This window comes from Pantoea sp. Mb-10 (assembly GCF_021272205.1).
GTDB lineage: Bacteria > Pseudomonadota > Gammaproteobacteria > Enterobacterales > Enterobacteriaceae > Pantoea.
On the sequence record NZ_JAJSDX010000007.1, the window covers coordinates 136,574 to 162,669 of the forward strand.

Genomic DNA, 26,096 nt, shown 5'->3' on the forward strand with positions numbered 1-26,096 from the left:
TATCAGATTAAAGAAAGCAACGAGAAATACACGCTATGGTTATTAAGGCGCAGAGTCCCGCAGGATTTGCTGAAGAGTATATTATTGAAAGCATCTGGAATAGCCGTTTTCCGCCGGGATCGATCCTGCCTGCTGAACGTGAGCTTTCTGAACTGATTGGCGTTACGCGTACCACGCTGCGTGAGGTTCTTCAACGCCTGGCCCGTGACGGTTGGCTCACTATCCAACACGGCAAGCCTACGCGCGTCAATGATTTTTGGGAAACCTCAGGCTTAAATATTCTTGAAACGCTGGCCCGTCTCGATCACGATAGCGTTCCCCAATTAATTGATAATTTACTCTCCGTCCGCACCAATATTTCGTCTATTTTTATCAGCCGTGCGCTGCGCCATCATCCTGAGAAAGCGCGTGAGGTCCTGGAAACGGCATTAAGCGAAGAGGATCAGGCGGAAGCGTATACCGAGCTCGATTATCGCGTGTTTCGCGGTCTGGCTTTTGCCTCTGGCAACCCGATTTACGGTTTGATCCTTAACGGCATGAAAGGCTTGTACACGCGCGTGGGACGCCACTATTTTTCCAACCCGGAAGCGCGAGAAGTGGCGAGAAATTTCTACCGTGAACTGGCGGATCTCTGTGGCAAGCAGCCCACGCAGGAGCAAATCGTGGACAGCGTACGTGCTTATGGCCGACGCAGCGGTGAAATCTGGCACAGTATGCAAAAAAGCATGCCGGATGATTTAGGCAGCAAACGATAAAAAACCGGACGGGGCCGTCCGGTTTTTTTATAGCTGATTCAGATTATCGGATTGCGTGGCGGACACCGGTCCAGCAGTTCCACGCTGCCATCTTCATTCTGCTGTTCCAGATGTACGTCAAATCCCCACAGACGGTGCACGTGCTTGAGCACATCGCGACGACTCTTATCTAACGGTGCGCGCTGCTGGGGCACGTAACGTAAGGTCAGAGAGCGGTCGCCGCGTAAATCGACGTTATACACCTGAATATTGGGTTCCAGATTACTCAGGTTATACTGCGCCGAAAGCTGCTGGCGGATGGCGCGGTAGCCTGCTTCATCATGAATGGCGGCAATTTCAAGGAAGTTATTCCGGTCATCGTCCATTACCGTGAACAAGCGAAAATCGCGCATCACTTTGGGCGACAGGAACTGGCTGATAAAACTTTCGTCTTTAAACTCACGCATGGCGAAATGCAGCGTTTTGAGCCAGTCAGAGCCGGCGATGTCCGGGAACCAGTAGCGATCTTCCTCGGTAGGGGATTGGCAGATGCGCTTGATATCCTGGAACATGGCAAAGCCCAGCGCATAGGGGTTGATGCCGTTATACCACTGGCTGTTATAGGGCGGCTGATAAATCACATTGGTGTGACTGTGCAAAAACTCCATCATGAAGCGCTCTGACACTTTGCCTTCATCATAAAGATGATTAAGGATGGTATAGTGCCAGAAGGTCGCCCATCCCTCATTCATCACCTGCGTCTGCTTTTGCGGATAAAAGTACTGACTCACTTTACGCACAATACGCAGCACCTCACGCTGCCATGGCTCCAGCAGCGGCGCGTTTTTCTCCATAAAATAGAGCAAATTTTCCTGCGGTTCAGAGGGGTAACGCAGGGCTTCAATCTGAACAGACTCTTTCTCTTTGCGCGGCAGCGTACGCCATAGCGTATTGACCTGGCTTTGCAGATATTCTTCCCGGCTTTTCTGCCGGGCTTTTTCTTCCTGCAGCGAAATTTTTTGCGGGCGTTTGTAGCGATCGACCCCGTAATTCATTAAGGCGTGGCACGAATCGAGCAGGCGTTCTACTTCTTCTACGCCGTAGCGCTCTTCACAATCAGAGATATAGTTACGCGCGAATAACAGGTAATCCACGATAGAGCTGGCATCGGTCCAGCTGCGGAAGAGATAGTTATTTTTGAAGAAAGAGTTATGCCCATAGCAGGCATGCGCCATCACCAGCGCTTGCATGGTCATGGTGTTCTCTTCCATCAAATAGGCGATACAGGGATTAGAGTTGATGACAATTTCATAGGCCAATCCCTGCTGACCGTGCTTATAACGCTGCTCGGTTTCAATGAATTTTTTGCCGAATGACCAGTGAGCGTAATTGATCGGCATACCGACGCTCGAGTAGGCGTCCATCATTTGCTCGGAAGTAATGACTTCGATTTGGTGCGGGTAGGTATCCAGTCCGTAGCTCTTGGCTACGCGGTCAATTTCCGCAAGATAAGTGTCCAGCAGTTCAAAGGTCCAGTCGGGTCCGTCACTGAGTCGTTTACTGCTCCGGGTTGGCTCGTCAAAGATTGTCGTCATAGCGCACCTCTATTTGCAAGCGGCCGGAAAGCGAGTCACCGACCACGATCGTGAAGGCTTCATCCTGAGAAAGACAGCCCAAGAGAACTGAGCGAACATTTCAATGATAGTCCAATGTCTCTTATCACGGTTGGGAACACAATCGAATTCTTGGCATAAAATCATTCAAAATTCGTGGTTTAAGCGGCGGTAAGCGTTAAGTATTGCAAGCGTGCCTTTATGTGGTTAAAAGTTCTATTTTAATGGTGTTGAGTGCAGGGCGGCGCTTTCTCCTGTGAAAGTGCGTTAAGTCCGCGAAACGCATAATAAATGGCTGGCAAACGGAGTAAAGGCATAAAAAGTTCTGATTTTAGCGCTGCAGCATGATTTCAGTGTGCAGAAAGGTAAAAAGCATGTGAAATATGTGGATGGGTTGTAAGGTCTGTAGGGCGTCGGGATATGCTAGCTCAGGCGTCGTTTATAGTTAATTATGCTTTTCAGCGGTGAGGGTCTTATGCGCGTAGTGATTCTTGGCAGCGGTGTCGTGGGGGTGGCGAGTGCCTGGTATTTGTCGCAGGCGGGACACGAGGTCACGGTGATTGACCGCCAACCAGCCGCGGCGATGGAAACCAGCGCGGGCAATGCCGGGCAGATCTCTCCCGGCTATGCCGCGCCCTGGGCTGCGCCTGGCGTCCCGCTAAAAGCCATCAAGTGGATGTTTCAGCGTCATGCACCGCTGGCGGTGCGCCTTGACGGCAGTAAATTCCAGCTAGAGTGGATGTGGAATATGCTGCGTAATTGCGACATGCATCATTATCAGCAGAACAAGGCCCGCATGGTCCGCATTGCGGAATACAGCCGCGATTGCCTGCGGGCGCTGCGCGCCAGCACCGGCATAACCTATGAAGAGCGGCAGGGTGGCACGCTGCAGCTGTTCCGCACCCAGCAGCAGTTTGAGAGCGCCAGCAAAGATATTGCCGTACTGAAAGAGGCGGGCGTACCTTACGAACTGCTGGAGGCTGCACAGTTACATAGCGTGGAGCCAGCCCTGGCGGCCACGGCGCATAAACTCACCGGCGGCTTACGGCTGCCGAACGACGAAACCGGCGATTGTCAGCTGTTTACTCAGCGTTTGGCGGCAATGGCGGCTGAGGCTGGCGTAGTGTTTCGCTATGACACACCGATTGATCAACTGTTGCGCGAAGGCAATCGCATTTACGGGGTAAAGTGCGGCGACGAAGTGATCAAAGCGGATGCGTATGTGGTGGCATTGGGTTCGTGGTCAACCGCCTTGTTGAAAGAGTGTGTGTCGATACCGGTCTATCCCCTGAAAGGTTATTCCCTGACTGTGCCTATCAAGAATCCGCAGGGGGCGCCTGTCTCCACCATCCTCGATGAGACTTATAAAGTGGCGGTGACGCGCTTCGACAACCGCATTCGCGTTGGCGGCATGGCGGAAATTGTTGGTTTTAACACCAAACTGTTGCCTGCGCGGCGTGAAACGCTGGAGATGGTGGTCAGCGATCTTTATCCTGAGGGCGGTTATGTCGAGCAGGCCAGTTTCTGGACGGGGTTACGTCCGATGACGCCGGACGGCACGCCGATTGTTGGGCGCACGCCGCTCTCCAATCTTTATCTCAACACCGGCCACGGCACGCTGGGCTGGACCATGGCGTGTGGTTCCGGGCAGCTATTGGCCGACCTGATTTCAGGCCAGAAACCGGCGATTGCCGCGGATGATTTGTCGGTGCTGCGCTATCTGCCCGGTTTTGAATCCCCATCGTCGCCGCTGCGTAATGCTAACGCAGCTCGTTAAGTATTCAGGGAGAGCAAAAGCATGTCACGTCCTACGGGCGCTACTCTTACGCTATCGGCGCTTCGCCACAACTTAGGCGTTGTTCGCCGGGCGGCCCCGCACGCGCACGTTTGGTCGGTTGTGAAGGCCAACGCGTACGGCCATGGAATTGCACGCGTCTGGCAGAGTCTGGCGGAAACCGACGGTTTTGCGCTGCTCAATATGGAAGAGGCGCTTCTGCTGCGTGAACAAGGGTGGAAGAAGCCCATCTTGCTGCTGGAGGGGTTCTTCCACGCCGACGAACTGGCGCTGATTGACCGCTATCGCTTGACCACCAGCGTGCACAGCAACTGGCAAATCAAGGCGCTTGCCTCGGCCACGTTATCCGCGCCGGTGGATATCTATCTCAAAATCAACAGCGGGATGAATCGGTTGGGCTTTCGTCCTGAACAAGCGCATGCGGCATGGGAAAAATTGCGTGCGCTGCCCAACGTGGGTGAAATCACGCTGATGGCGCACTTTGCCGATGCGGATAATGCCGACGGCGTCACTGAGCCGATGCAACGCATTGCGCAAGCGGCTGAAGGCCTGTCATGTCCGCGCTCGCTGGCAAACTCGGCGGCCACGCTATGGCATCCGCAGACGCACGGCGACTGGGTGCGTCCGGGCATTATTTTATATGGCGCATCACCCAGCGGAAATTGGCAGGACATCGCCAGTACCGGACTGCAGCCAGTTATGACGCTGAGCAGTGAAATCATCGGCGTGCAGCAGTTGAGCCCCGGTGATGGCGTGGGTTATGGCTATCGCTATCGCGCGGCGTCCGCCCAGCGCATTGGCATTGTTGCCTGTGGCTACGCTGACGGCTATCCACGTCATGCGCCGACGGGCACGCCGGTTTGCGTGGAGGGCGTACGCACCCGCACGCTCGGGGCGATTTCCATGGACATGATGATGATTGACCTTGAGCCCTGCCCGCAGGCAGGCATTGGCTCGCGCGTGGAGTTGTGGGGCGATCAGATCAAGATTGACGAAGTGGCGCAGGCGGCTGGAACGGTGGGGTACGAGCTAATGTGTGCGCTCGCCCCACGCGTTCCGGTCACGGTTATTTAAGCGCGGTCACGGTACCGCGTATTTTCCTGCTGCAGCGCCAGGCGATCAGTGCCAGCGCTGCACCCAATACCATCATTAGCGCCAGCGCAGATTTTTCTGCTATCGGCAGCGCCACAAGAATCAGGCTTGCACCTGCACCGCCCGCCATCTGAATAAATCCTTGTAACGCTGCGGCGACGCCGGCCTGTTGCTGATAGGGCTCTAACGCATAGCTGGTGGCAGGGCCGACGGTAAAAGCTAACCCGGCCACGGAGATCGCCACCGGGATCATGTACATGGCCCAATGGGTCTGCCAGGCGGCAGGCAGAAGCATCACGCCCGCCACCAGCAGCGTGGCGCCGGCCAGCATGGTGACAAACCCCATTGCCAGGCAGAAAGGGCGGCCCGCTTTGCGAATGGTTTTATTCACAAACGCACTCACCAGCATGATCCAAAAGCCATTGGCGCCAAACGCAAACGAGAATTGTAGCGGAGACAGCCCGCCTTCGGTCATCAACACGCTCGGGGCCAGAGAAACATACGTCAGCACCATCCCGAGCGCACCGGCGTTGGCAAAAGCAAAGGCTAAAAAGCGGGTTTCACGGGCAATGGCGGCGTACTGCGCCAGCGGTAAGCCTTTTACGCGAAGCGTGTCAGCCGGTCGGGTTTCTGGCAGGAAGAAACACACCACCACGGCAAGGATCGCGGCATAGCCACACAGGAACCAGAATGGCGCACGCCATCCCCAATGATCGGCAAGAAGACCGCCCAGCAGCGGCGCCAGCGCGGGAACAATATTAAGCGCACCGTTAAGGAAGCCATAGGCGCGGGCGGCGGCATCGCCGCTCAAGCGATCGCGTACGCCGCTAAACGCCACGACAGCGCTGCAGCACACGGCACAGCCTTGGATCAGCCGCGCGAGAAAGAACACCGGCCACACCGTGGCGGTTGCGGCGACGACGCTGCCGAGGAGGTAGAGCGCCAGTCCAATAAGCGCGATCGGCTTACGTCCGAAGTTATCCACCAGCGGCCCGGTGACCAACTGCCCTACACCCATCACGAGCAGGAATAAGGGAATGGTGAGTTGAATCAGGCTGACCGGGCTATTTAGCCCTTCGGCGATTTGTGGCAGTGTGGGCAGGTAGAGATCGATACCAAGCGGCGCGAGGAGCACCAGGCTTAACAGCAGTAGGGTAAATTTTTGCATTGCGGACCGGGACAACCAGTTAAACAAGCGGGAAGGGTAATGACTTGCGCGTGAAAAGGAAAGCACTAAAAAGGCGATGCCCGCCGTGCATGCACAGGCATCGCGTGAGGGTTTAGTAGGCACCGTCGCGGCGCAACACCACGCCTGCGGTTTTGAACAAAATGGCGATATCCGTCCACAGCGCCCAGTTTTTAACATACCAGGAGTCAAAGTAGACGCGCGTATCGTAATCAATGTCATTGCGACCGCTTACCTGCCACAAACCCGTCATACCCGGTTTCGCCATCAGGTAGTAATCGACGTCGCCCGCATAACGCTCCAGTTCGGCTTCAATCACCGGGCGCGGACCAACCAGACTCATCTCGCCGCGAATCACATTCCACAACTGCGGCAGCTCATCAAGACTGGTTTTACGCAGGAAACCGCCGATACGGGTAATGCGCGGATCGTTTTTCAGCTTAAAATCACGGTCCCACTCAGCGCGTGCCTCTTCGCTGGTGGCCAGTAAGTTCTGCAACACTTCCTGGGAATTGGTGACCATTGAGCGGAACTTCAGGCATTTGAACTTCACACCATCCTGACCCACGCGTTCATGGCCATAAATGGCGTTACCCCCGTCACGTTTTACCATCGCGCAGAGCAGGCCAAACACCGGCGCCAGGAACAGCAGCAGCAGCGAAGCGACCACAATATCAAACGTACGTTTCAAGAAACGCGAAGAGCGCTTAGCCAGATTGTTGCTCACCCGCAAGATCATCACTTCATGACTAAAGATGAAGGACATATCCGTGCCGTAAAGCGGCACGCCGCGTAGCGTTGGGATGACAGAGATGGAGCGGCACTTCATTTTTGACAGAAACTTGAGCCACTTATCGCGAACGGATTGCTGCTCGTACTCCGTGGCCACGATAAACTGCGTGTTTTCACGGTCTATGGTTTGCCAGTTAATATCTTTGAACGTGATCACCGGCACGCCGTTAACGGAATCAGCAGGAGGGGTATCGTCAAGGGCGATGAACGCCTGAACGTTATAGCCGAGAATCTCTTCACTTTGCAGCGCCGCGTAAGCTTCCATGGCGTTTTTGCCGGAGCCGATAATGATGGTCTCTTTTTGCCACTGTCCGGCCCGATTGATGGCCCGCTTGACCCCGGCGCGCATGAGCGGCAGCAACAGCAGCGCGTAAGTCCAGCTGAACACCCAAACCATGCGGGAAAAGTCCCATTTTGAAAAGGCAATCAGCGCCAGATCGAGCAACGAGAACACAAACAGAGTTTTGACAATTTCTTTTAATTCAAACCAAAACGGTTTGCGATAGGTGTAATGACGCATCCGCACCCAAAACCAGGCGGTACACAGTACCGACAGGCCGAGCTGTGCAATAAAACGATATTCAATTTGCTGTGGCGGAATAAAAGCGTCCAGCTCTCCCCAAATACCCTGGACCGTCGCCGCAGATAAAAATAATGCCAAATTCAATGCGATTAAATCAGAGAAACTCAATGCGATTTTAGCAATGAGATTTTTACGCAATCCGCTCCACGAACGGGTAGCGTCATTCATTATTAATGTACTTGCCATAAAACCTGCTCTCTTTTGATGTGTAAAAGATGGCCTGACCAGAATCAAGTACGCGCTCAGGTGTGGTCCGCTGAAATAAACAGAAGTTTTTCAGCATGATAACAACCAGTGGTGCCGTAGACGCTGCACGGAAAACCCGTTTCGACGTGAAAAACGTCATGCTATTTTGCAGCTACCTGAATGAGTATGCAGCAGTTGCCAGAGAGAGTTAATATGGAAATAGTCTGAAAAGACCGATCATCAATATTTAACAATAATCCTAGCTTGTTGAAATAAAGCATTTAATCTTGAAAGGATGATATTTAGCGTAGCGGGAGTGAGGAATTTTTCAGAATAACCGCCATACAATATATTGATGGCGGTAGAAGTATCAGGCGCTTTTTTTCAACACCCAGCGATCTTGCTGTTTGTCATAGTGGGCGATAAGCAGATTCACCGGTTCGCCATCAATCCATGCTGGCACGCTGGTGTCGTGATCCCAACCATCTAATTGGTAACTCAAACCTGGATTGGTTTGGCAGGGAATGCTGACCGTGTCCAGATTCTCCACATTCATTTCTGCATCCACTATCTCGTAACGTCCAATCTTGACCACGTGTCCCATGATGTCTCCCGTTTCTTCTGGGTGGAATAACGATCATAGTCGGTTACGCGCACTTTACGAGTCACAATAGCCAGGATTACTCCTTGTCTTCCATGACGCGCACGCCGATTTTGACAATTTGATTGTCCTCTTTTTCGGCTACGGTCCATGTGAGCTGATTCCACTCCACCTGATCGCCCACCACCGGTGTGCTACCGAGCAATCCCATCACCAGCTGCCCCAACGACTGCTGATCGTTCGTGGCCTCATCCAGCTCGAGGCCGTAGATCTGAGCCACGTCACGCAGGCGTGCGTCAGCGTCCAGGATGAAATCACCGAAGAAGCGCTGGTCGAGCGCCACGGGTGGCGTTTGACTGAACATTTTGCCTAAGGCGGGTAGATCACGCTCCCGGCCAATGACGCAGAGCACATCGCCCTCTTTAAGACGGGTACTGCTATTGGGATGCATCAATTCATTATTGCGAAACAGGGCGGCAATACGCGTTTCACGCGGCATTTTTAAATCGCGCAGCGCGGCGCCCACGCACCATTTATCGGCGCTCAGCTGGTAAACGAATTGCTCCCACGGATTCTCGGGGTGAATATCAAGACCCACGCGGCTAATCGGCGAGGCGGTGGGCGGGACCACTACGCGTGCGCGCTTCGCGGCATAGCCAAGTGAAGTGCCTTGCAGCATCAGCGACACCAGCACCACAAAGAAAGCGATATTAAAGTAGAGTCTGGCGTTTTCCAGTCCGGCCATCATCGGGAACACCGCCAGGATAATCGGCACTGCGCCGCGCAGTCCTACCCAGCTAATGAAGATGCGTTCACGCCCGGTAAAACCTTTAAACGGCAGCAGGCCTACCAACACCGAGAGCGGGCGCGCCACTAAAATCAGCCACAGGGAGAGAATCATGGCGGGCAGCGCGATGTGCCACAAATCAGACGGCGTTACCAGTAGGCCCAGCACGATGAACATGCCGATCTGGCTGAGCCACGCCATACCATCGAAGGTTTGCAGGATGCCGTGACGGTTGCGAATGGGGCTATTACCCAGCAGAAAACCGCAGAGATAGACTGCTAAAATTCCGCTGCCCTCCATCACGGTCGTCAGCGCAAACACGATAATTCCGCCGCTTAGCGCCAGCAGAGGATAGAGTCCCTGCGCGAGGCTAATCCGGTTGATCAGTTGCTGAAGCGCCCAGCCTCCGCCGAGGCCCAGCACAATACCCAAACCGAACTGCTGCACAAGGTGAACCACGAACATCCAGCTGAGTCCGGTTTGTCCCTGCTGAATCATCTCAATCAGCGTGATGGTCAGAAACACCGCCATGGGATCGTTGCTACCGGACTCAATTTCCAGCGTAGCGCTGACGCGTTCGTTAAGGCCTTTGTCTCCCAGCAGGGAAAAGACCGCTGCGGCATCGGTGGAACCGATAATGGCACCGATTAAAAAGCCCTGCATGATATCCAATTTAAACAGCCACGCTGCCGCTAAACCCGTCAATCCCGCAGTGATCATCACCCCAACGGTGGCGAGTGAAAGCGCTGGCCCGAGCGCCACCTTGAAGGAGCTGGCTTTGGTGCGCATGCCGCCGTCGAGCAAGATAATGGCCAGCGCAAGGTTAGAGACCAGATACGCCATCGGATAGTTGTCAAACGCAATGCCGCCGATGCCGTCCACGCCGGTGAGCATGCCGAGCGCAAGAAAGATCACCAGAATTGGAATGCCAAGCCGTGATGAGAAAGAGCTGAGTAGGATACTTGCTGCAACCAGCACGGAACCAATAATGAACAAACTGTAAATCACGCTGGTATTCAACGGTGCTCTCCTGCTGCAACGGGCGACATGAACAAACTGCGGGGGATCCACACAGACCAGGTGAAAAGATAATGTTTTATCAAAGGCTTGTCAGCGGTTAATTGCGGTTTTTTTCGTTATTTACACGTTATGCGCACCAGAAAGCAAATTTTCATGTATTAATGAGAGCATTCTCCGCCATTCTTAAGGAGATAAAAAAAAAGCCGGCGCGTGGCCGGCTTACAGAGTCAGGCTTCCGCAACCTGTTTATGAAAAAGCTCGCGAAATACGGGGTAAATGTCTTCAGGTTCGCGGATGTGCTGAATTGCAAAGTTATCGAACATCGCCTGCAAATGTTCATACTCACGCCACAGCGTTTGATGAGCGCGGCGAGTGATCTCGATATAGCTGTAATAACGCACAACCGGCAGAATATGCTTCGCCAGGATCTCGTGACACAGCGGGGAGTCATCTGCCCAGTTGTCGCCATCAGAAGCCTGGGCGGCATAAATGTTCCACTGCGCGGGATCGTAACGCTCTTTAACCACTTCATCCATCAGCTTGAGCGCACTGGAGACAATGGTGCCGCCCGTCTCCTGCGAGTAGAAGAACTCTTGCTCATCCACTTCCTTCGCTTGAGTATGATGCCGGATATAGACCACCTCCACGTTTTTATAGGTTCGGCTCAGGAACAGATAAAGCAGAATATAAAAGCGCTTCGCCATATCTTTAGTGGCTTGATCCATTGATCCTGATACGTCCATCAGGCAAAACATCACGGCTTGGCTCGACGGCTCAGGGCGTTTTTCAAAGTTTTTGTAGCGCAAATCGAAGGTGTCAATAAAGGGCACGCGATCGATACGCGCGCGCAGTTCAGCAATCTCCTGACGCAGGCGCTCCTCTTCCAACAGCTGGACCGGCTCACTGTTGCTTACCTCCGCGAGCGCATCTTCCAACGCATGCAGTTGGCGACGTTTACCCGCAGTCATTGCCGTACGACGCGCCAGCGAGTTTTGCAGTGAACGCACTACGCTGATGTTAGCGGGCACGCCGTTAGAGGTAAAACCGGCGCGATGGGTTTTGTACTCATTCAACTGGCGCTGCTGATTTTTGCGCAGATTAGGCAGGGCAAGGTCTTCAAACAGCAGATCGAGATACTCATCTTTGGATATCTGAAAGACAAATTCGTCCTGGCCTTCGCCATCCTGGCTGGCGTTACCTTGACCGCTGCCATTGCCGCCACCGCCCCCTTGCGGGCGCTCAATGCGATCGTTTTGCACAAAGTCATCGTTGCCGGGATGCACGCGATGACGGCTGCCGCCGCGGCCCTGGTGAAATACCGGTTCGTTGATATCGTCGATAGGAATCGAGACCGACTCGCCACTCTCCACGTCGGTGACGGAGCGTTTGTTAATGGCCTCGGAGATCGACTGCTTGATTTGTGACTTATAACGGCGCAAAAAGCGCTGGCGGTTCACCGCGCTTTTGTTCTTACCGTTCAGACGCCGATCGATAAAATAGGCCATAATTCCCCCAAACTGCGATGTAAGCGAGGCCAGCGACTCCTGGCCTCCGGTGACGGCGCCGCAGCGCCGCTTCGCTTACAGGTAACAACTATGACGACTTACGCACGCGCAAATACCATTCACACAGCAGGCGCACCTGTTTGCGCGTATAGCCTTTTTCCATCATGCGGTCGACAAAATCATCATGTTTTTTCTGCTCATCCGTTGACGTCTTGGTGTTAAACGAAATCACAGGCAACAGTTCTTCGGTGTTTGAGAACATTTTCTTCTCAATGACCGTACGTAATTTCTCGTAACTGGTCCAGTTAGGGTTGCGACCACTGTTTTGCGCGCGTGCACGCAGCACAAAGTTGACGATCTCATTGCGGAAATCTTTGGGATTACTAATCCCTGCCGGTTTTTCTATTTTCTCCAGCTCAGCATTCAGTGATTCGCGGTCAAACAGCTGTCCGGTATCCGGATCGCGATACTCCTGATCCTGAATCCAGAAATCGGCGTAGGTGACATAGCGGTCAAAGATATTCTGTCCGTATTCTGAATACGACTCTAAATAAGCTGTCTGAATCTCTTTGCCAATGAATTCCGCATATTTAGGAATCAAATATCCTTTAAGATGCTCAAGATACTTTTCAGCCTGATCTTGCGGGAACTGCTCTCGTTCAATTTGCTGCTCAAGCACATAGAACAGATGAACCGGGTTGGCCGCCACTTCAGCGTGGTCAAAGTTGAACACGCGCGACAAAATTTTAAAGGCAAAGCGGGTGGATAATCCGTTCATGCCCTCATCCACGCCGGCGTAATCGTGGTATTCCTGCCAGGATTTGGATTTGGGATCGGTATCTTTCAAACTTTCGCCGTCATAGACGCGCATTTTTGAATAAATGCTGGAGTTTTCCGGCTCTTTCAAGCGGGAAAGAATGGTAAAGCGCGCCAGCGTTTCCAGTGTGCCAGGCGCACAAGGCGCAGTGGCCAGTTCACTGTGGTTAAGCAGTTTCTCGTAGATTTTAATCTCTTCAGACACGCGCAGGCAGTAGGGCACCTTGACGATGTAAACGCGGTCGAGGAAGGCTTCGTTGTTTTTGTTATTGCGGAATGTTACCCACTCAGATTCGTTTGAGTGCGCAAGGATAATACCGTTAAAGGGAAGCGCCGAGATGCCTTCGGTGCCGTTGTAGTTACCTTCTTGCGTGGCCGTCAGCAGTGGATGGAGCACTTTAATCGGCGCCTTAAACATCTCCACGAACTCCATTATGCCTTGGTTGGCGCGGCACAGCGCGCCTGAGTAGCCGTAGGCATCTGGATCGTTCTGCGCGTGGTTTTCCAATTTACGGATATCCACTTTACCCACCAGTGCAGAGATGTCCTGATTGTTCTCATCACCCGGTTCGGTTTTCGCAATCGCGACTTGCTCCAGAATAGAGGGCCGGACTTTCACCACTTTGAAGCGGGTAATATCGCCGCCGAACTCGTGCAGACGCTTGGCTGCCCACGGCGACATGATGGTGCCGAGGTAGCGGCGTGGAACACCATACTCTTTTTCCAGAATATTGGCGTCCTCTTGCGGGTTAAACAGGCACAGCGGATGGTCATTGACCGGGCTGCGCTCCCCGTCGGCGCTCAACACGTAAATGGGGACGCGTTGCATCAGGGCTTTGAGCCGCTCGGCCAGCGAGGATTTACCGCCGCCCACCGGGCCCAATAAATAGAGAATTTGTTTCTTCTCTTCCAGGCCCTGCGCCGCATGTTTTAAGTAGGAAACGATCTGTTCAATCGCTTCTTCCATGCCGTAGAACTCTTCAAAAGCAGGGTAGCGCCCCATGACGCGGTTGGAAAAGATACGGGAAAGGCGAGGCTCTTGGGCAGTATCAACCATCACTGGCTCACCAATGGCCATCAATAGCCGTTCTGCTGCGTTGGCGTATGCACTGCGATCCTGTTTACAGATGGTGAGGAATTCCTGCAGTGTGAACTCTTCGTCCTTGGCAGCTTCATAACGCTGACGATAGTGATCGAATATATTCATAACGATGCCCGTCCTTTCATTTTTAGCACAGGTAAAGGAGCGAAATGTAAAGCCTTTGCAGCTCCCGGAAGATATTCCTAATTGAGTACAGCAACCCTTATGCCAACCTGACGTTTTTTATCGGGAAACACACTTTTTTTGGTTACTCTGCTCGACTGAAAATTCTCATCTTGCTTTTACTGTAGAAGGCATTCAGAAAACATGCAGCCACTTTTTCTCTATATTTAGCGATATATCAATAACAAAGTCTCATAAGCGCCCCTGCCTTTTGTCCCCTGCACCGCCGCGTGCAGGGCTTGGCAACGGGGACAACATGGCGAGTAAAACAGCGTATTTAGCGTTAACCCGCCATGAATTTGGGGTAAACTCATTGGCTGATTGTTATATTTATGGATTGAATAAATTGTGAACCATTTCAAACTTAATGCGGTTGCTCTGCTTATTCCTGGTTATTTTATGGTATTCGGCGCCCACGCTGAGCCTTTATCTCTGGGGGCTTCGCTTATTTATGCGCAATCACCTTATCGCGGTGGGCAAGACCGTTATATCCCCTTACCGGTGATTAATTATGAAGGCGAAAACTTCTGGTTCCGCAGCCTGCAGGGCGGTTACTACTTGTGGAAAGATCCTCAGGACCAGCTGTCGCTGACGCTGCTGGGCTCCCCACAGCAGTATGATCCCAAAGATAACGACTTGGGCGACATGAAAGCGTTGAATAAACGTCGAATGACCCTGATGGGCGGGGCCACCTATCGCCACGTAGCGGAGTGGGGCATCGTGCGTACGGCGTTACTGGGAGACGTGCTCAATAACAGCAACGGCATCATCTGGGATCTTACCTATCTGTATCGCTTCGATTTTGGCGCATTCAGCCTGACGCCGGGTATTGGCGCAACCTGGAACAGTGCTAACCAAAACCGTTATTACTACGGAGTCTCGTCACGTGAGAGCGCCCGTAGCGGTATTGCGCAATATCGCCCGGATGACAGTTGGTCACCGTATGTGGAAATGAACGCCAGTTACCAACTTAGCGACAGCTGGAATGCCAGTTTGTCTGGGCGTTACACGCGGTTCGATAGTGAAATCAAAGATAGCCCAATGGTGGATAAGAGCGGCCAATTTACGGTGTGGACAGGGATCAGTTATAGTTTCTAATGAAAAAACAAAACGCCTCACTATGAGGCGTTTTTTTTACATTGCACCATCGCAGGGTGCGCTGGTGGTGCGCGACGTATTGGACGCTCAATGATGGTTGAGCAGGATGCAACAGGGTAACTCTGCTTACTGCTGTTTGTTTTTCACATACAGGGTCGTACCCAGACGGGAAGGGTTTTCACCCGCGCTTTTCATCGGCTTGAGGATACGCGCCGTCTCTACGCAAACCATGGTTTTATACCCCTCATTTGGCATATCTGTCATGCTGCAAGAGAGAGCAGGACCGGGGTTCCATGTGACAACGTCACTTTGATAGTGGTGGTGGACTTCTATCTGGCGTTTACCCACTTTGTCATGGATCACGCTGCAGTCATCCGGTGCAGTGAAGATACGGTCGACGCGATCGGGATAGGATTGCTTACCCTCCGGCGTGCTGCCGTGCGCATTGTCATTCACCTTATCAATAAAACTGTTTCCCAGGCCACTGACTTCCACCTGCTGAATATCCTCAACCACGAAATAGGTGTGCAGGGCTGCTGTCGCCTCAAAATCACCCCACGCCTCAAGCTCAATTTCACAGTGCTCGCCCAGACGGAAGCGGGCCAGCAGGGTAAAATCGTGCGGCCATAGCTTTTTGGTGTGCGCATTGTTTTCCAGCGTGAAGGTTAGCATCACCGCGTCATCGTGCTCATCATGCGCCGTTAACGTCCAGGGAAGGTTGCGGGCAAAGCCGTGCGCAGGTTCACCCGCTGGCCCAAACCAAGGCCAGCAGATAGGCATGCCGCCACGAATCGCTTTTCCCGCAACAAAAGGTGTTTTGCTGCTTAGCCAGATCACTGGCTGATGACCACCAGGCTGCCATGACAGTAAATGCGCGCCCTGAAGCGCAACCGCGGCGCGAAATTTCGGATGGCTTATTACCAAAATTGGCAGTTCACCCATCTGCCGCTGCGACAAATAAGGGGTGATCTGTTTGACCACCGGTAGCGTGTAAAGGGAGTCGTGCATCGTCAGGCCTTTAATCATTCAGTGGAAAAAAAAGGGGCGACCGAAGTCACCCCTTGTTTGTCACAGACGTTGCTTATTTCGCAGCAACCAGCGCAATCAGATCCAGCACTTTGTTTGAATAGCCCGTTTCGTTGTCATACCAAGAAACCAGTTTCACAAAGTTATCGTTCAGCGCGATGCCCGCTTTAGCGTCAAAGACGGAAGTCAGGATTTCGCCATTGAAGTCAGTGGAAACCACGTCATCTTCAATGTAGCCCAGCACGTCTTTCATTTCGCCTTCAGAAGCGGCTTTGATCGCGTTGCAGATATCAGCGTAGGAAGCAGGCTTCTCCAGACGTACGGTCAGGTCGACCACAGATACGTTAGGGGTCGGTACGCGGAACGCCATACCCGTCAGTTTGCCGTTCAGTTCTGGCAGAACTTTACCCACAGCTTTCGCTGCGCCGGTAGAAGATGGGATGATGTTCTGCGCTGCACCGCGGCCGCCGCGCCAGTCTTTGTGAGACGGGCCGTCAACGGTTTTCTGGGTAGCAGTGGTTGCATGGACGGTGGTCATCAGGCCTTCAACGATGCCGAATTTGTCGTTGATGACTTTCGCCAGTGGCGCCAGGCAGTTGGTGGTGCAAGAGGCGTTTGACACGATATCCTGACCGGCATATTTGTCAAAGTTAGCGCCGCGCACGAACATTGGGGTGTCATCTTTTGATGGGCCCGTCAGAACCACTTTCTTCGCACCTGCGGTGATGTGTTTGCGTGCGGTTTCGTCGGTCAGGAAGATACCGGTTGCTTCTGCAACAACGTCAACGCCTACTTCGTCCCACTTCAGGTTAGCCGGGTCTTTCTCAGCGGTAACGCGGATTTTTTTACCGTTAACAATCAGTGCGCCGTCTTTCACTTCTACGGTACCGTCGAAGCGGCCATGAGTAGAATCGTACTTGAGCATGTAAGCCATGTAATCGGCGTCGAGCAGGTCGTTGATCGCGACGATTTCGATGTCAGAACGCTGCTGAGCAGCACGGAAAACGATGCGACCAATGCGGCCAAAACCGTTGATACCTACTTTGATAGTCATATATTCCACCAGCTATTTGTTAGTGAATAAAAGGTTGGCTGTAAAATTACAAAAACCTTACCAGGCGTCAAGCGGAATCGTGTCAATTGTTGCGACAGGTCAATTCCAACACCAGGAATAATTCAGTGCGCAATCGCTTACGCAGCACCCTTATTGCGCGCCTATGTTACGCCGATTACCGCGGGAAAAGGGATGACTTTTGCAAAGGGTGATCGGCGTCACAATTTTGTACTGTGTACGTGCAGGAGAACAGGTTCGCACGAAAAAGAACCATGAAGTTGTTGTTGGTTTGTTAGAATACTAGCCGATTTTTACAGAATGACACTCTGGAACCCAAAATGGCTAAAGACAACGCACCTGCGGAAAAACTTGCTCAGCTCTCCGAAATGCAGCGTTACGTAACGCAGCAGCGCGGCACCGAGCCGCCGTTTACCGGCGCACTGCTGCATAACAAGCAGGAGGGAATTTATCACTGCCTGGTGTGCAACGCGCCGCTGTTCCTTTCAGAAACCAAATACGACTCCGGCTGTGGCTGGCCGAGTTTCTACCAGCCTGTTAAAGACGATGCGATTCGCTATTTGGAAGATGATTCGCATGGTATGCACCGCGTAGAGATTCGCTGCGGCAGCTGTGATTCGCACTTGGGGCACGTGTTCCCGGACGGCCCGCAGCCAACCGGAGAACGCTACTGCGTCAACTCAGCCTCGTTGAGCTTTACCGACGATCAGGGCAAACAGCAGGAGGGGTGAGGATGAAACAGGAATTGGAAGCCATGCTTGCGGCGATGACGCCTGATGTCTACGAGCGGCTTGCCAGCGCGGTGGAAACCGGTAAATGGCCCGATGGCGTGGCGCTTACCCCGGCGCAAAAAGAACACTGTTTACAACTGGTGATGCTCTGGCAGGCGCGTCATAACGATGATCCGCAGCACATGACCATCAGCAAAGCGGGCGAAATGGTGACGAAATCGAAAAAGCAGCTCAAAGAAGAGTTTGGCATCGAGACAGACGTCACGCGCATCCATCTTCACTGATGATCTGCAGGGCAGGCAGGAAGCGCCTGCCCTGCAGCGTGTTACACAATGACCGCGCCTTGCGCCTTCATCTGCGCGATGGCGATGTCGCTGTCATCCGGATTCAGATTGACCCCACGGCACCCCTCTTTGACCACTTGCACGCGATAGCCCAGTTCAAGCGCGTCCAATACGCTGTACTTCACGCAGTAGTCGGTAGCAATGCCCAGCATGACTAAATCGGTTATGCCGCGCTCACGCAACCAACGGTCAAGTTCGGTTTTGCGGCGGTGGCCGTTGTCAAAAAACGCGCTATAGCTATCCACATCGACGTCACCGCCTTTGTGAAACACCGCATCAATCAAACTGCGATCGAGTTCAGGATGAAAATCGGCACCGTGCGAGTGCTGCACGCCGTGGTCAGGCCACCAGATTTGCGGCAAACCGTTTAACTCACCTAACGTATAAACCGGTTCACCCGACACGGAAGCGAAGCTGCCATGGTTAGCGGGATGCCAATCCTGCAGCGCCACGACACACTCGCCGCGCGCGCGGAATTCACGCGCATAGCGATTCGCCACCGCGACCGTCTGGTCGCCTTCCTGCACCGCCATGGGGCCGCCGGGGCAAAAATCGTTTTGAATATCGATGATTACTAATGCCCGCTTCATTTGTTGTGCTCCGTATCAGTCTTCGGTCAGTTCGCCACGTAAATTCTGCTGCATTTTGGCACGAATTTCTTCAACAGAGAGGTTCTGACTTAATAAAAAGTGCAGTTTTGTTAATGCGGCTTCCACAGTGAGATCGAAGCCGCTGACCACGCCCGCATGTTCCAGCGCATTACCCGTGGCATAGCCGCCCATGTTCACTTTTCCAGACATGCACTGCGTCAGGTTAACGACCACGATGCCGCGCTCGTGCGCCTGCTGTAATTCCGCCAGAAACTCGGCATTTTGGGGCGCATTGCCCACACCGTAGGAGCGCAGGATCAGGGCTTTGACCGGCTGGCGCAGGAAGTTACGCACCACGTCGGCTGAAATGCCGGGATAAATCGTCACCACACCAATTGGCTGCGGCGTAATAGGGTGCACCACCAGCGCGCCGTGGGAGGAGGGCGCAGGCGGCGTGTTCAGACGGCGTATATGAATGCCTGCTTCAAGCAGCGGTGACAAATTCGGTGACGCAAACGCGTTAAACCCATCGGCATGGGCTTTCGTGGTGCGATTACCGCGAAAGAGCGTGTTATTGAAAAACAGCGTCACTTCATTGATAGGATAGTTCGCCGCCACATAAAGCGAATTAAGCAGATTTTGCTGTCCGTCTGAGCGCAACTCAGCAAGAGGAATCTGCGACCCGGTGACGATCACCGGCTTCGCCAAATTTTCCAGCATAAAAGAGAGCGCCGACGCCGTGAACGCCATGGTGTCCGTCCCGTGAAGAATCACAAAACCATCGTAGCTGTCGTAGTTGAGTCGGATATCGTCAGCAATCGATTGCCAATCCAACGGGGTCATATCTGACGAATCCATCAGCGGATGATATTCATGGATGGTGAAATCGGGCATTTCAGGACGGTGGAATTCTGGCATGTTCGCCAGCTGTTGTTGCAGGTGGCCAGACACCGGAATATAGCCCTGCGCGGAGCGCTGCATACCGATAGTCCCGCCTGTGTAGGCTACATAGATATTTTTCTTTTGCATGGGTGTACTCAGACTTGCCGTAAAACGACGCAGTATAAGGGGAATAAGGGGGAAAAGCAGCCCGACCAGCGGCCGGGCCGTAAAGATTAACGCACGGTGCCGCAGGTCAGGCAGAATGCGTAGCGATTTTGCGGATCGTTCAGATTATTCATCAAGCCCGGCTGGGCTTTCAGGTCACTCATGACGTCCACAACCGGTGCGGGCAGCCACACTTTGAGCGCGGCGGGCAACACGGCTTGGGCAGAGGCGTTCATCTGGTTCAGCAGCAGGTCGAGCATGCCGGGTTCTTCTTGATACCAGCTCAGTTCCGGCTGCGAAATCTTCGCCAGCGCGGCGGCTTTCGCCACGGCATCATCGAAATCGCCGAGCGCATCAACCAGACCGTTAGCCTTGGCGTCACTGCCTGTCCAGACGTGTCCCTGCGCAATGGCATCAATTTGCTCGGGCGTTTTATGGCGTGAGGCCGCCACTAAGCCGACAAAATTGCGATACCCGTTCTCAATGGTTAACTGCATCAATTGCTGTACCTCGGTCGGCAGCGCTTTGGTCGTGGCGACGTCTGCCAGTGGCGAGGTCGCCACGCCATCGGTGTGAACGCCCACCGCGTCCAGGCTATTTTCCACCGTGTTAATCACGCCAAAGATACCAATCGATCCCGTTAGCGTGCTGGGGGCGGCCACAATGTAATCCGCAGGCGTGGAAATCCAGTAGCCACCGGAGGCGGCCATACCGCCCATGGAAACCACCACCGGTTTACCCGCATCATGTGCGGCTGCCAGCTCCTCACGAATCGCTTCAGAGGCGGTCACGCTGCCGCCCGGGCTATTGACGCGCAGCACAATGGCTTTGATATTGCGATCGAGGCGTGCCTCGCGTATTTGCGCCGCCGTGGTGTCGCCGCCGACATTGCCCGCCGACTCTTCACCGTCCACGATCGCACCGCTGGCAAGGATCACCGCGATGTTGCCGTGCTGCGCGCTGGGCTGTTTGACCGTGTAATCATAAATACTGACGCTGCGATAGTCGCTGTTGGCTTTATCCCAGCCAAATACTTTGACCAACTGCTGATCGGCTGCGGCGCGCGTATGCAAGGCATCAACCAGCTTATTCTCCAGCGCATATTTGGCGGTATCACCGCCGACAGCCTGCAAGCCCTCGATGATGGCCGCGGCGCCCGGGAACAGCTGCTCAGGCGTAATCTGCCGGTTGGCTGAAACGGTGTTGAGGTAGTTTTGCCACAGCTGGCCTACCCAGCGACCGTCGGCGTCGCGTGCGGCAGGTGACATATCATCGCGCAGGAAAGGCTCCACAGCCGATTTGTAGGTGCCTACGCGAAACACGTGTGAACTGACCTTCAGCTTATCCAGCAGGCTTTTGTAGTAAAGGCCGTTAGTGGCAAAACCGTGCAGGTCAACGGTGCCCTGCGGGGAGAGGTAAATCTTATTGGCAAAGCTCGCCAGGTAATACTGCGATTGGCTGTAGCTGTCGCCCATGGCGAAGATCGGTTTACCTGCGTCGCGGAATTCCCGCAGGGCTTTGCCAACGTATTGCAGCGAGGGCTGATCGCCCCCCGCGAAGTCACGCAAATCGAGGACAATACCGGTGATGTTTTTATCACCCTTGGCCTGACGAATCGCATCCACCACATCAAACAGCGCGTTCTCTTGCAGGCGATCGCTGTTGGTACCCAACAGTTGGCGACTGAGACGGCTCCAGCGGTTGCTGACTGAAGGCTTATCAACCAGCATACCGCTTAAATCAATTTTTAAGGCACCCTGCTGGACCGGTTCATTGCTGTTGCTGGCTGAAAGCTGCAGCCAGATCCCTACGCCCGCCAGGATTAAAACAATGAGAAAAGCATTCAGGATAAATTCCCGAATGAAATTCAGCACCCGCCAGCTCCAGCGGAACAGGCCGGCAATAATTCGCCACAATGTGCGCATAAACTCTCCATTTTCGTATAGCAAGACCGTCGCCGTGCGGCATGTCCTGATGTCGGCTTCATCCTAATGAGCGGCGTGCGAAATGTCAGCAGGAAATCGCGCCAGACTGTTACAAAAGATCGCCCTGTGCCAGGATTAGCCCACACATTGCTCATCAAGGGAGAATTACAATGGACGCCCTGGATTTATTGGTTAATCGTCGCTCGGCTTCACGTTTGGCTGAACCTGCCCCGGCGGGGGAAGCGCTAGAAAATATCTTGCGCGCCGGCATGCGCGCGCCCGACCACGGTACATTGCAGCCGTGGCGATTTATTATCGTTGAAAAGGAAGGACGCGAGCGCTTTTCGCGCCTGTTGGAAGAGGCGGCGCGGGAGAGTCAGCTGGACAGCAAAGCCATTGAGAAAGCGGCGGCAGCGCCATTCCGTGCGCCAATGATCATTACCGTGGTGGCGCATTGTGAAGAGCACCACAAGGTACCGCGCTGGGAGCAGCTGCTTTCAGCAGGCTGTGCGGTGATGGCCATGCAGATGGCGGCGGCTGCGCAGGGCTTCAATGGCATCTGGCGCAGCGGCCCCTGGACTGACAACACGCGGGTGCGTAACGCCTTCGGCTGCCGCGAGCAGGATGCCATTGTAGGCTTTCTATACCTTGGCACGCCGCAGCTAAAAGCCAGCACCACCGTGGTAGCGCCGGACACCGCACCGTTTGTTCGTTATTTCTGAACGCCATCTTTCACAGCGCTGTTGCGACAATTGCACAGCGCTTGTGCGAACGATTCCGCCTGAAGGTGGTAACGCTTACCTCCAGCCTGATGCCAGGCTACCATAGCACCCGGGAGCGTTTGCTCCACGCTTATCCTTGTGACTTGACGTTGAGGAACGCCCGCCAACATGCGTTTGTTTATTGCCGAAAAGCCCAGCCTGGCGCGCGCCATCGCTGATGTCCTGCCCAAACCGCACCGCCGAGGCGAAGGCTATATTGCCTGTGGCAATGAGGACATCGTGACCTGGTGTGTAGGGCACCTTCTTGAGCAGGCGCAGCCGGACAGCTACGACAGTCGCTATGCGCGCTGGAATCTTGCCGACCTGCCGATTATTCCTGAAAAGTGGCGCTTACAGCCGCGTCCCTCCGTGGCAAAACAGCTGAAAGTCATTGACGGCCTCCTCAAACAGGCCAACACGGTGGTGCATGCGGGAGATCCCGATCGCGAAGGGCAGCTGTTAGTGGATGAAGTGCTGGATTACCTTCAGCTTGCCCCTGAAAAGCGCCAGCGTGCGCAGCGCTGTTTGATCAATGACCTAAATCCTTCGGCCGTAGAGCGCGCGGTTAGCCGTCTGCGTGACAATCGAGAATTTATTCCGCTGTGCGTGTCCGCCCTGGCGCGCGCGCGCGCCGATTGGCTTTACGGCATCAACATGACGCGCGCCTGGACGCTGCTGGGACGCAACGCAGGCTACGACGGCGTGCTCTCCGTAGGACGCGTGCAGACGCCGGTGCTGGGGCTGGTGGTGCGCCGTGACGAAGAGATCGAAAACTTTATCCCGAAAGATTACTTCGAGGTAAAGGCCCATATTGTCACGCCAGCGGGTGAGCGATTTGTTGCCAGCTGGGTACCCAGCGACGCCTGCGAGCCTTGGCAAGATGACGAGGGGCGATTACTGCATCGCCACTTGGCCGAGCATGTCTTGACGCGCATTGAGGGCAAACCGGCGCACGTTACGGGTTACAACGACAAGCGTGAATCCGATACCGCGCCGCTGCCGTTTTCACTGTCCAGCCTGCAAATCGAGGCAGCTAAACGCTTTGGCTTGAGCGCGCAAACGGTGCTGGATTGCTGTCAGCGGCTGTACGAAACCCACAAGTTGATTACCTATCCCCGTTCGGATAGCCGTTACCTGCCGGATGAACATTTTGGCGGCAGGCACGCGGTACTCAAGGCCATTCAGGCACATCAACCTGAGATGACGCCGCCTGCGGATTTCGATCCCAACCGGAAAAATCGCTGCTGGGACGACAAAAAAGTCGATGCTCACCACGCGATCATTCCCACGGCGCGGGCAAGCAAGGTGTCACTCACGGAAAACGAGGCCAATATCTACGGCCTGATCGCCCGTCAATATTTGATGCAGTTCTGCCCGGATGCGGTCTTTCGCAAATGCGTCATCGATCTTGAAATCGCTGGCGGCACATTTGTCGCCAAAGCGCGTTTCCTGGCGGAGGCAGGCTGGCGGGCGCTGTTAGGCAGCAAAGAGCGCAATGAAGAAAACGACGGTATGCCGCTGCCGGTTGTTAGCAAAGGGGACACGCTGCTGTGCGAGCGGGGCGAAGTGCTGGCCAAGCAGACGCAGCCGCCGCGTCCATTCACCGATGCCACGCTACTTTCTGCCATGACGGGCATTGCGCGCTTTGTGCAGGATAAAGAATTAAAGAAAGTACTGCGTGCGACCGATGGTTTAGGCACGGAGGCTACGCGTGCGGGCATTATCGAACTGCTGTTCCGCCGCACGTTCCTGGTAAAGAAAGGCCGCTATATCCATGCGACAGACGCGGGCAGGGCGCTGATTCATGCCCTGCCGGAAATGGCAGCACGGCCGGATATGACGGCGCACTGGGAGTCAACGCTAACCCGAATCAGCGAAAAAGCCTGTCGTTATGAGGAATTTATGCAGCCGCTGGTGCATACCTTAAGCAGTCTGATCGGCGAAGCCCGTCAGCAAACGTCACTGCAGTCATTCCGGGGATTAGCATCGCCCCGACCGAAGCGTAAAGGCAAACCGCAGCGCCGCAAAAGCAAGGAGACAGAATAATGCGTTTTTCGATTTTACTGCTAAGTGGAGCGCTGCTGGTAAGCGCTTCCGCACTGGCCAACCGCCCTGCTGAAAACAGCCGAATGGGCAATACCGATGTGGTGGTCGATATGCCACCAGAAGTCTGGACGCAGGGCCAAAATACGCAGCAGAATAACTGTCTGCAATGCTGTACCTACGAAAACCGCAGTTACTCAGAAGGAGCGGTGGTTAAAGCAGAGGGCGTGTTGCTACAGTGCGCGCGCGACGATCGCGTACTGGGCACTAATCCGCTAATCTGGAAAATCATTAAGTAACTACGCGTGGCGCGTTGCAGCGCCACGCACGCTTTTAAGCCTCTAACTGGAAGCTGGACCACACTGGCGCATGGTCAGACGGCTTTTCCATTCCGCGAATAGCATAGTCGATACCGCTGGCGATGCAGCGTGACGCTAAAGGCTGACTGGCCAGCAGCAAATCGATACGCAGTCCACGATTGTCATCAAAGCCTTTGGAACGGTAATCAAACCAAGAGAACTGGTCCGCCGTCTCGGGATGCTTTTGCCGCCAGGTATCCACCAGCCCCCAGCGCAGTAAACGGTCCATCCATTCCCGCTCCTCGGGAAGGAACGAACATTTTCCGGTGCGTAGCCAGCGCTTACGATTATCTTCGCCGATACCGATGTCGAGATCGCTGCTACTGATGTTCATATCGCCCATGATCAACACCGGCTTATCCGCGCTCAGCGTCTGTTCAAGGAAGTCTTGCAGATCGCGGTAAAATTTCTCTTTAGCAGGAAACTTGATCGGATGATCGCGGCTTTCACCCTGTGGAAAATAGCCATTGATAACGGTGATATCGCCGATAGGGCTCGGGACCTCTGCAATGATCAAGCGACGCTGGGCATCTTCACTGTCACCCGGAAAGCCGCGGCGCACCGCAACGGGCGTTGCTTTGGTCAGTAGCGCTACGCCGTAATGGCCTTTCTGGCCGTGATAAAACACGTTGTAGCCGAGTTTGCTCACATCCTCGAGCGGGAACATGTCATCGTGAACTTTGGTTTCCTGCAAACCGATAACGTCGGGCTGATGTTGTTCAATTAACGCTTCGAGCTGATGAGGCCGCGCACGCAAGCCGTTGATGTTAAATGAGACAAATTTCATTTCATTGCCGTTCAGTGCGTAAAAGATGGCGCGATGGTAACGGCTTTTTCGCGAAATGTCATGGCTTGGGCTATCGAGATTCTCACGCAGAAGCATGTGGCAGTGTGCGTCGGAATAAGCCTGGAGAAAAGGCGATGGTGGCGGGAGAAGGATAATTCGACGCGGCGCGTCTCACCCTGCGGGCCGCGCTGACGCGCGTTGTCTCACTGCGTTTGACTCGAACCTTCGGATCGACGCTTCTCATCCTTCTCACGGAGAAGCATGTGGCAGTGTGCGTCTGAATAAGCCTGGGAAAATATGATGGTGGCGGGAGAAGGATGATTCGACGCGGCGCGTCTC

General features: G+C 54.1%; 22 protein-coding genes and 1 other RNA gene. 9 read left to right on the plus strand and 14 right to left on the minus strand.

All coding sequences use genetic code 11. The annotated features are described in order from the left end of the window. Positions 1–35 precede the first annotated feature (35 nt). On the plus strand, positions 36–755 hold the full coding sequence (gene fadR / locus LU196_RS15570) for a fatty acid metabolism transcriptional regulator FadR (protein WP_232759886.1): 720 nt from the start codon (positions 36–38) through the stop codon (positions 753–755). 38 nt (positions 756–793) lie between these two features. Here the strand turns inward: fadR and LU196_RS15575 are convergent, their stop codons facing one another. Continuing rightward, entirely contained in the window at positions 794–2,329 is a 1,536-nt protein-coding gene (locus LU196_RS15575; protein WP_232759887.1) for a SpoVR family protein, read from the minus strand. Positions 2,330–2,822: 493 nt separating this feature from the next. On the opposite strand from LU196_RS15575, the gene LU196_RS15580 reads away from it, so the two are divergent. Together LU196_RS15580 and dadX are read left to right on the plus strand one after the other, a co-directional pair. After that, positions 2,823–4,124, plus strand: coding sequence for a D-amino acid dehydrogenase (locus tag LU196_RS15580; RefSeq protein ID WP_232759888.1), 1,302 nt, complete (start codon positions 2,823–2,825; stop codon positions 4,122–4,124). A gap of 21 nt (positions 4,125–4,145) precedes the next feature. Continuing rightward, positions 4,146–5,216 carry a catabolic alanine racemase DadX gene (dadX, locus tag LU196_RS15585; RefSeq protein WP_232759889.1) on the plus strand — a complete coding sequence of 357 codons (1,071 nt, stop codon included), beginning with the start codon at positions 4,146–4,148 and terminating at the stop codon, positions 5,214–5,216. On the opposite strand, the gene LU196_RS15590 is transcribed toward dadX, so the two are convergent. The 6 genes from LU196_RS15590 to yeaG form a co-directional block, all read right to left on the minus strand. Further along, positions 5,209–6,402, minus strand: a complete 1,194-nt coding sequence (locus LU196_RS15590; protein WP_232759890.1) for a multidrug effflux MFS transporter — start codon at positions 6,400–6,402, stop codon at positions 5,209–5,211. The two genes, dadX and LU196_RS15590, sit on opposite strands and share 8 nt — an antisense overlap. Positions 6,403–6,514: 112 nt before the next feature. Next, complete coding sequence (gene wbaP, locus LU196_RS15595; RefSeq protein WP_232759891.1) at positions 6,515–7,981, minus strand: undecaprenyl-phosphate galactose phosphotransferase WbaP; 1,467 nt, start codon at positions 7,979–7,981, stop codon at positions 6,515–6,517. Between the two features lie 370 nt (positions 7,982–8,351). Then, positions 8,352–8,585, minus strand: a complete 234-nt coding sequence (locus LU196_RS15600; RefSeq protein ID WP_232759892.1) for a DUF1480 family protein — start codon at positions 8,583–8,585, stop codon at positions 8,352–8,354. A gap of 76 nt (positions 8,586–8,661) precedes the next feature. Then, a complete protein-coding gene (locus LU196_RS15605) occupies positions 8,662–10,389 on the minus strand; it encodes a potassium/proton antiporter (RefSeq protein ID WP_232759893.1) in 1,728 nt (575 codons plus the stop codon). 227 nt (positions 10,390–10,616) lie between these two features. Then, entirely contained in the window at positions 10,617–11,894 is a 1,278-nt protein-coding gene (locus LU196_RS15610; RefSeq protein WP_232759894.1) for a YeaH/YhbH family protein, read from the minus strand. 88 nt (positions 11,895–11,982) lie between these two features. Continuing rightward, a complete protein-coding gene (gene yeaG, locus LU196_RS15615) occupies positions 11,983–13,917 on the minus strand; it encodes a protein kinase YeaG (RefSeq protein WP_232759895.1) in 1,935 nt (644 codons plus the stop codon). 405 nt (positions 13,918–14,322) lie between these two features. Between yeaG and LU196_RS15620 the strand changes: the two genes are divergently transcribed. Then, the gene (locus LU196_RS15620) at positions 14,323–15,072 is read left to right on the plus strand and encodes a MipA/OmpV family protein (protein WP_370641012.1); all 750 of its coding nucleotides are present in this window, start codon (positions 14,323–14,325) and stop codon (positions 15,070–15,072) included. Positions 15,073–15,198: 126 nt separating this feature from the next. Here the strand turns inward: LU196_RS15620 and LU196_RS15625 are convergent, their stop codons facing one another. Both LU196_RS15625 and gapA read right to left on the minus strand, forming a co-directional pair. Next, complete coding sequence (locus LU196_RS15625) at positions 15,199–16,080, minus strand: D-hexose-6-phosphate mutarotase (RefSeq protein ID WP_232759896.1); 882 nt, start codon at positions 16,078–16,080, stop codon at positions 15,199–15,201. Between the two features lie 73 nt (positions 16,081–16,153). After that, complete coding sequence (gene gapA, locus LU196_RS15630) at positions 16,154–17,152, minus strand: glyceraldehyde-3-phosphate dehydrogenase (protein ID WP_232759897.1); 999 nt, start codon at positions 17,150–17,152, stop codon at positions 16,154–16,156. A gap of 338 nt (positions 17,153–17,490) precedes the next feature. Between gapA and msrB the strand changes: the two genes are divergently transcribed. Beyond that, positions 17,491–17,901: a peptide-methionine (R)-S-oxide reductase MsrB gene (gene msrB, locus LU196_RS15635; protein ID WP_232759898.1), complete on the plus strand. Its 411-nt coding sequence runs from the start codon at positions 17,491–17,493 to the stop codon at positions 17,899–17,901. Between the two features lie 2 nt (positions 17,902–17,903). Continuing rightward, positions 17,904–18,185, plus strand: a complete 282-nt coding sequence (locus tag LU196_RS15640) for a YeaC family protein (RefSeq protein WP_232759899.1) — start codon at positions 17,904–17,906, stop codon at positions 18,183–18,185. A gap of 41 nt (positions 18,186–18,226) precedes the next feature. Here the strand turns inward: LU196_RS15640 and pncA are convergent, their stop codons facing one another. The 3 genes from pncA to sppA form a co-directional block, all read right to left on the minus strand. After that, complete coding sequence (pncA, locus tag LU196_RS15645) at positions 18,227–18,835, minus strand: bifunctional nicotinamidase/pyrazinamidase (protein WP_232759900.1); 609 nt, start codon at positions 18,833–18,835, stop codon at positions 18,227–18,229. A gap of 15 nt (positions 18,836–18,850) precedes the next feature. Then, complete coding sequence (ansA, locus tag LU196_RS15650) at positions 18,851–19,864, minus strand: asparaginase (RefSeq protein ID WP_232759901.1); 1,014 nt, start codon at positions 19,862–19,864, stop codon at positions 18,851–18,853. A gap of 86 nt (positions 19,865–19,950) precedes the next feature. After that, a complete protein-coding gene (sppA, locus tag LU196_RS15655; protein WP_232759902.1) occupies positions 19,951–21,807 on the minus strand; it encodes a signal peptide peptidase SppA in 1,857 nt (618 codons plus the stop codon). Positions 21,808–21,977: 170 nt separating this feature from the next. On the opposite strand from sppA, the gene LU196_RS15660 reads away from it, so the two are divergent. The 3 genes from LU196_RS15660 to LU196_RS15670 all read left to right on the plus strand — a co-directional run bounded on the left by LU196_RS15660 (position 21,978) and on the right by LU196_RS15670 (position 24,910). After that, positions 21,978–22,529, plus strand: coding sequence for an NAD(P)H nitroreductase (locus LU196_RS15660; RefSeq protein WP_232759903.1), 552 nt, complete (start codon positions 21,978–21,980; stop codon positions 22,527–22,529). A gap of 168 nt (positions 22,530–22,697) precedes the next feature. Continuing rightward, a complete protein-coding gene (locus LU196_RS15665) occupies positions 22,698–24,614 on the plus strand; it encodes a DNA topoisomerase III (protein WP_232759904.1) in 1,917 nt (638 codons plus the stop codon). After that, positions 24,614–24,910 carry a YnjH family protein gene (locus LU196_RS15670; protein WP_232759905.1) on the plus strand — a complete coding sequence of 99 codons (297 nt, stop codon included), beginning with the start codon at positions 24,614–24,616 and terminating at the stop codon, positions 24,908–24,910. Before LU196_RS15665 ends, LU196_RS15670 begins: the two co-directional genes overlap by 1 nt. A gap of 34 nt (positions 24,911–24,944) precedes the next feature. Here the strand turns inward: LU196_RS15670 and xthA are convergent, their stop codons facing one another. Further along, positions 24,945–25,757 (minus strand): exodeoxyribonuclease III, encoded by an 813-nt coding sequence (gene xthA, locus LU196_RS15675; protein ID WP_232759906.1) that lies wholly within the window; start codon positions 25,755–25,757, stop codon positions 24,945–24,947. Positions 25,758–25,892: 135 nt separating this feature from the next. Then, positions 25,893–26,022: non-coding RNA, RtT sRNA (locus tag LU196_RS15680), on the minus strand. Positions 26,023–26,096 lie beyond the last annotated feature (74 nt).

Coding starts and splice junctions, on each gene's coding strand:
- LU196_RS15665 (WP_232759904.1), top strand. CDS start 22,698: ATGCGTTTGTTTATTGCCGAAAAGCCCAGCCTGGCGCGCGCCATCGCT.
- LU196_RS15670 (WP_232759905.1), top strand. CDS start 24,614: ATGCGTTTTTCGATTTTACTGCTAAGTGGAGCGCTGCTGGTAAGCGCT.
- gapA (WP_232759897.1), bottom strand. CDS start 17,152: ATGACTATCAAAGTAGGTATCAACGGTTTTGGCCGCATTGGTCGCATC.
- yeaG (WP_232759895.1), bottom strand. CDS start 13,917: ATGAATATATTCGATCACTATCGTCAGCGTTATGAAGCTGCCAAGGAC.
- xthA (WP_232759906.1), bottom strand. CDS start 25,757: ATGAAATTTGTCTCATTTAACATCAACGGCTTGCGTGCGCGGCCTCAT.
- sppA (WP_232759902.1), bottom strand. CDS start 21,807: ATGCGCACATTGTGGCGAATTATTGCCGGCCTGTTCCGCTGGAGCTGG.
- ansA (WP_232759901.1), bottom strand. CDS start 19,864: ATGCAAAAGAAAAATATCTATGTAGCCTACACAGGCGGGACTATCGGT.
- LU196_RS15590 (WP_232759890.1), bottom strand. CDS start 6,402: ATGCAAAAATTTACCCTACTGCTGTTAAGCCTGGTGCTCCTCGCGCCG.
- LU196_RS15575 (WP_232759887.1), bottom strand. CDS start 2,329: ATGACGACAATCTTTGACGAGCCAACCCGGAGCAGTAAACGACTCAGT.
- msrB (WP_232759898.1), top strand. CDS start 17,491: ATGGCTAAAGACAACGCACCTGCGGAAAAACTTGCTCAGCTCTCCGAA.
- fadR (WP_232759886.1), top strand. CDS start 36: ATGGTTATTAAGGCGCAGAGTCCCGCAGGATTTGCTGAAGAGTATATT.
- LU196_RS15600 (WP_232759892.1), bottom strand. CDS start 8,585: ATGGGACACGTGGTCAAGATTGGACGTTACGAGATAGTGGATGCAGAA.
- dadX (WP_232759889.1), top strand. CDS start 4,146: ATGTCACGTCCTACGGGCGCTACTCTTACGCTATCGGCGCTTCGCCAC.
- LU196_RS15640 (WP_232759899.1), top strand. CDS start 17,904: ATGAAACAGGAATTGGAAGCCATGCTTGCGGCGATGACGCCTGATGTC.
- LU196_RS15660 (WP_232759903.1), top strand. CDS start 21,978: ATGGACGCCCTGGATTTATTGGTTAATCGTCGCTCGGCTTCACGTTTG.
- pncA (WP_232759900.1), bottom strand. CDS start 18,835: ATGAAGCGGGCATTAGTAATCATCGATATTCAAAACGATTTTTGCCCC.
- wbaP (WP_232759891.1), bottom strand. CDS start 7,981: ATGGCAAGTACATTAATAATGAATGACGCTACCCGTTCGTGGAGCGGA.
- LU196_RS15625 (WP_232759896.1), bottom strand. CDS start 16,080: ATGCACGACTCCCTTTACACGCTACCGGTGGTCAAACAGATCACCCCT.
- LU196_RS15580 (WP_232759888.1), top strand. CDS start 2,823: ATGCGCGTAGTGATTCTTGGCAGCGGTGTCGTGGGGGTGGCGAGTGCC.
- LU196_RS15610 (WP_232759894.1), bottom strand. CDS start 11,894: ATGGCCTATTTTATCGATCGGCGTCTGAACGGTAAGAACAAAAGCGCG.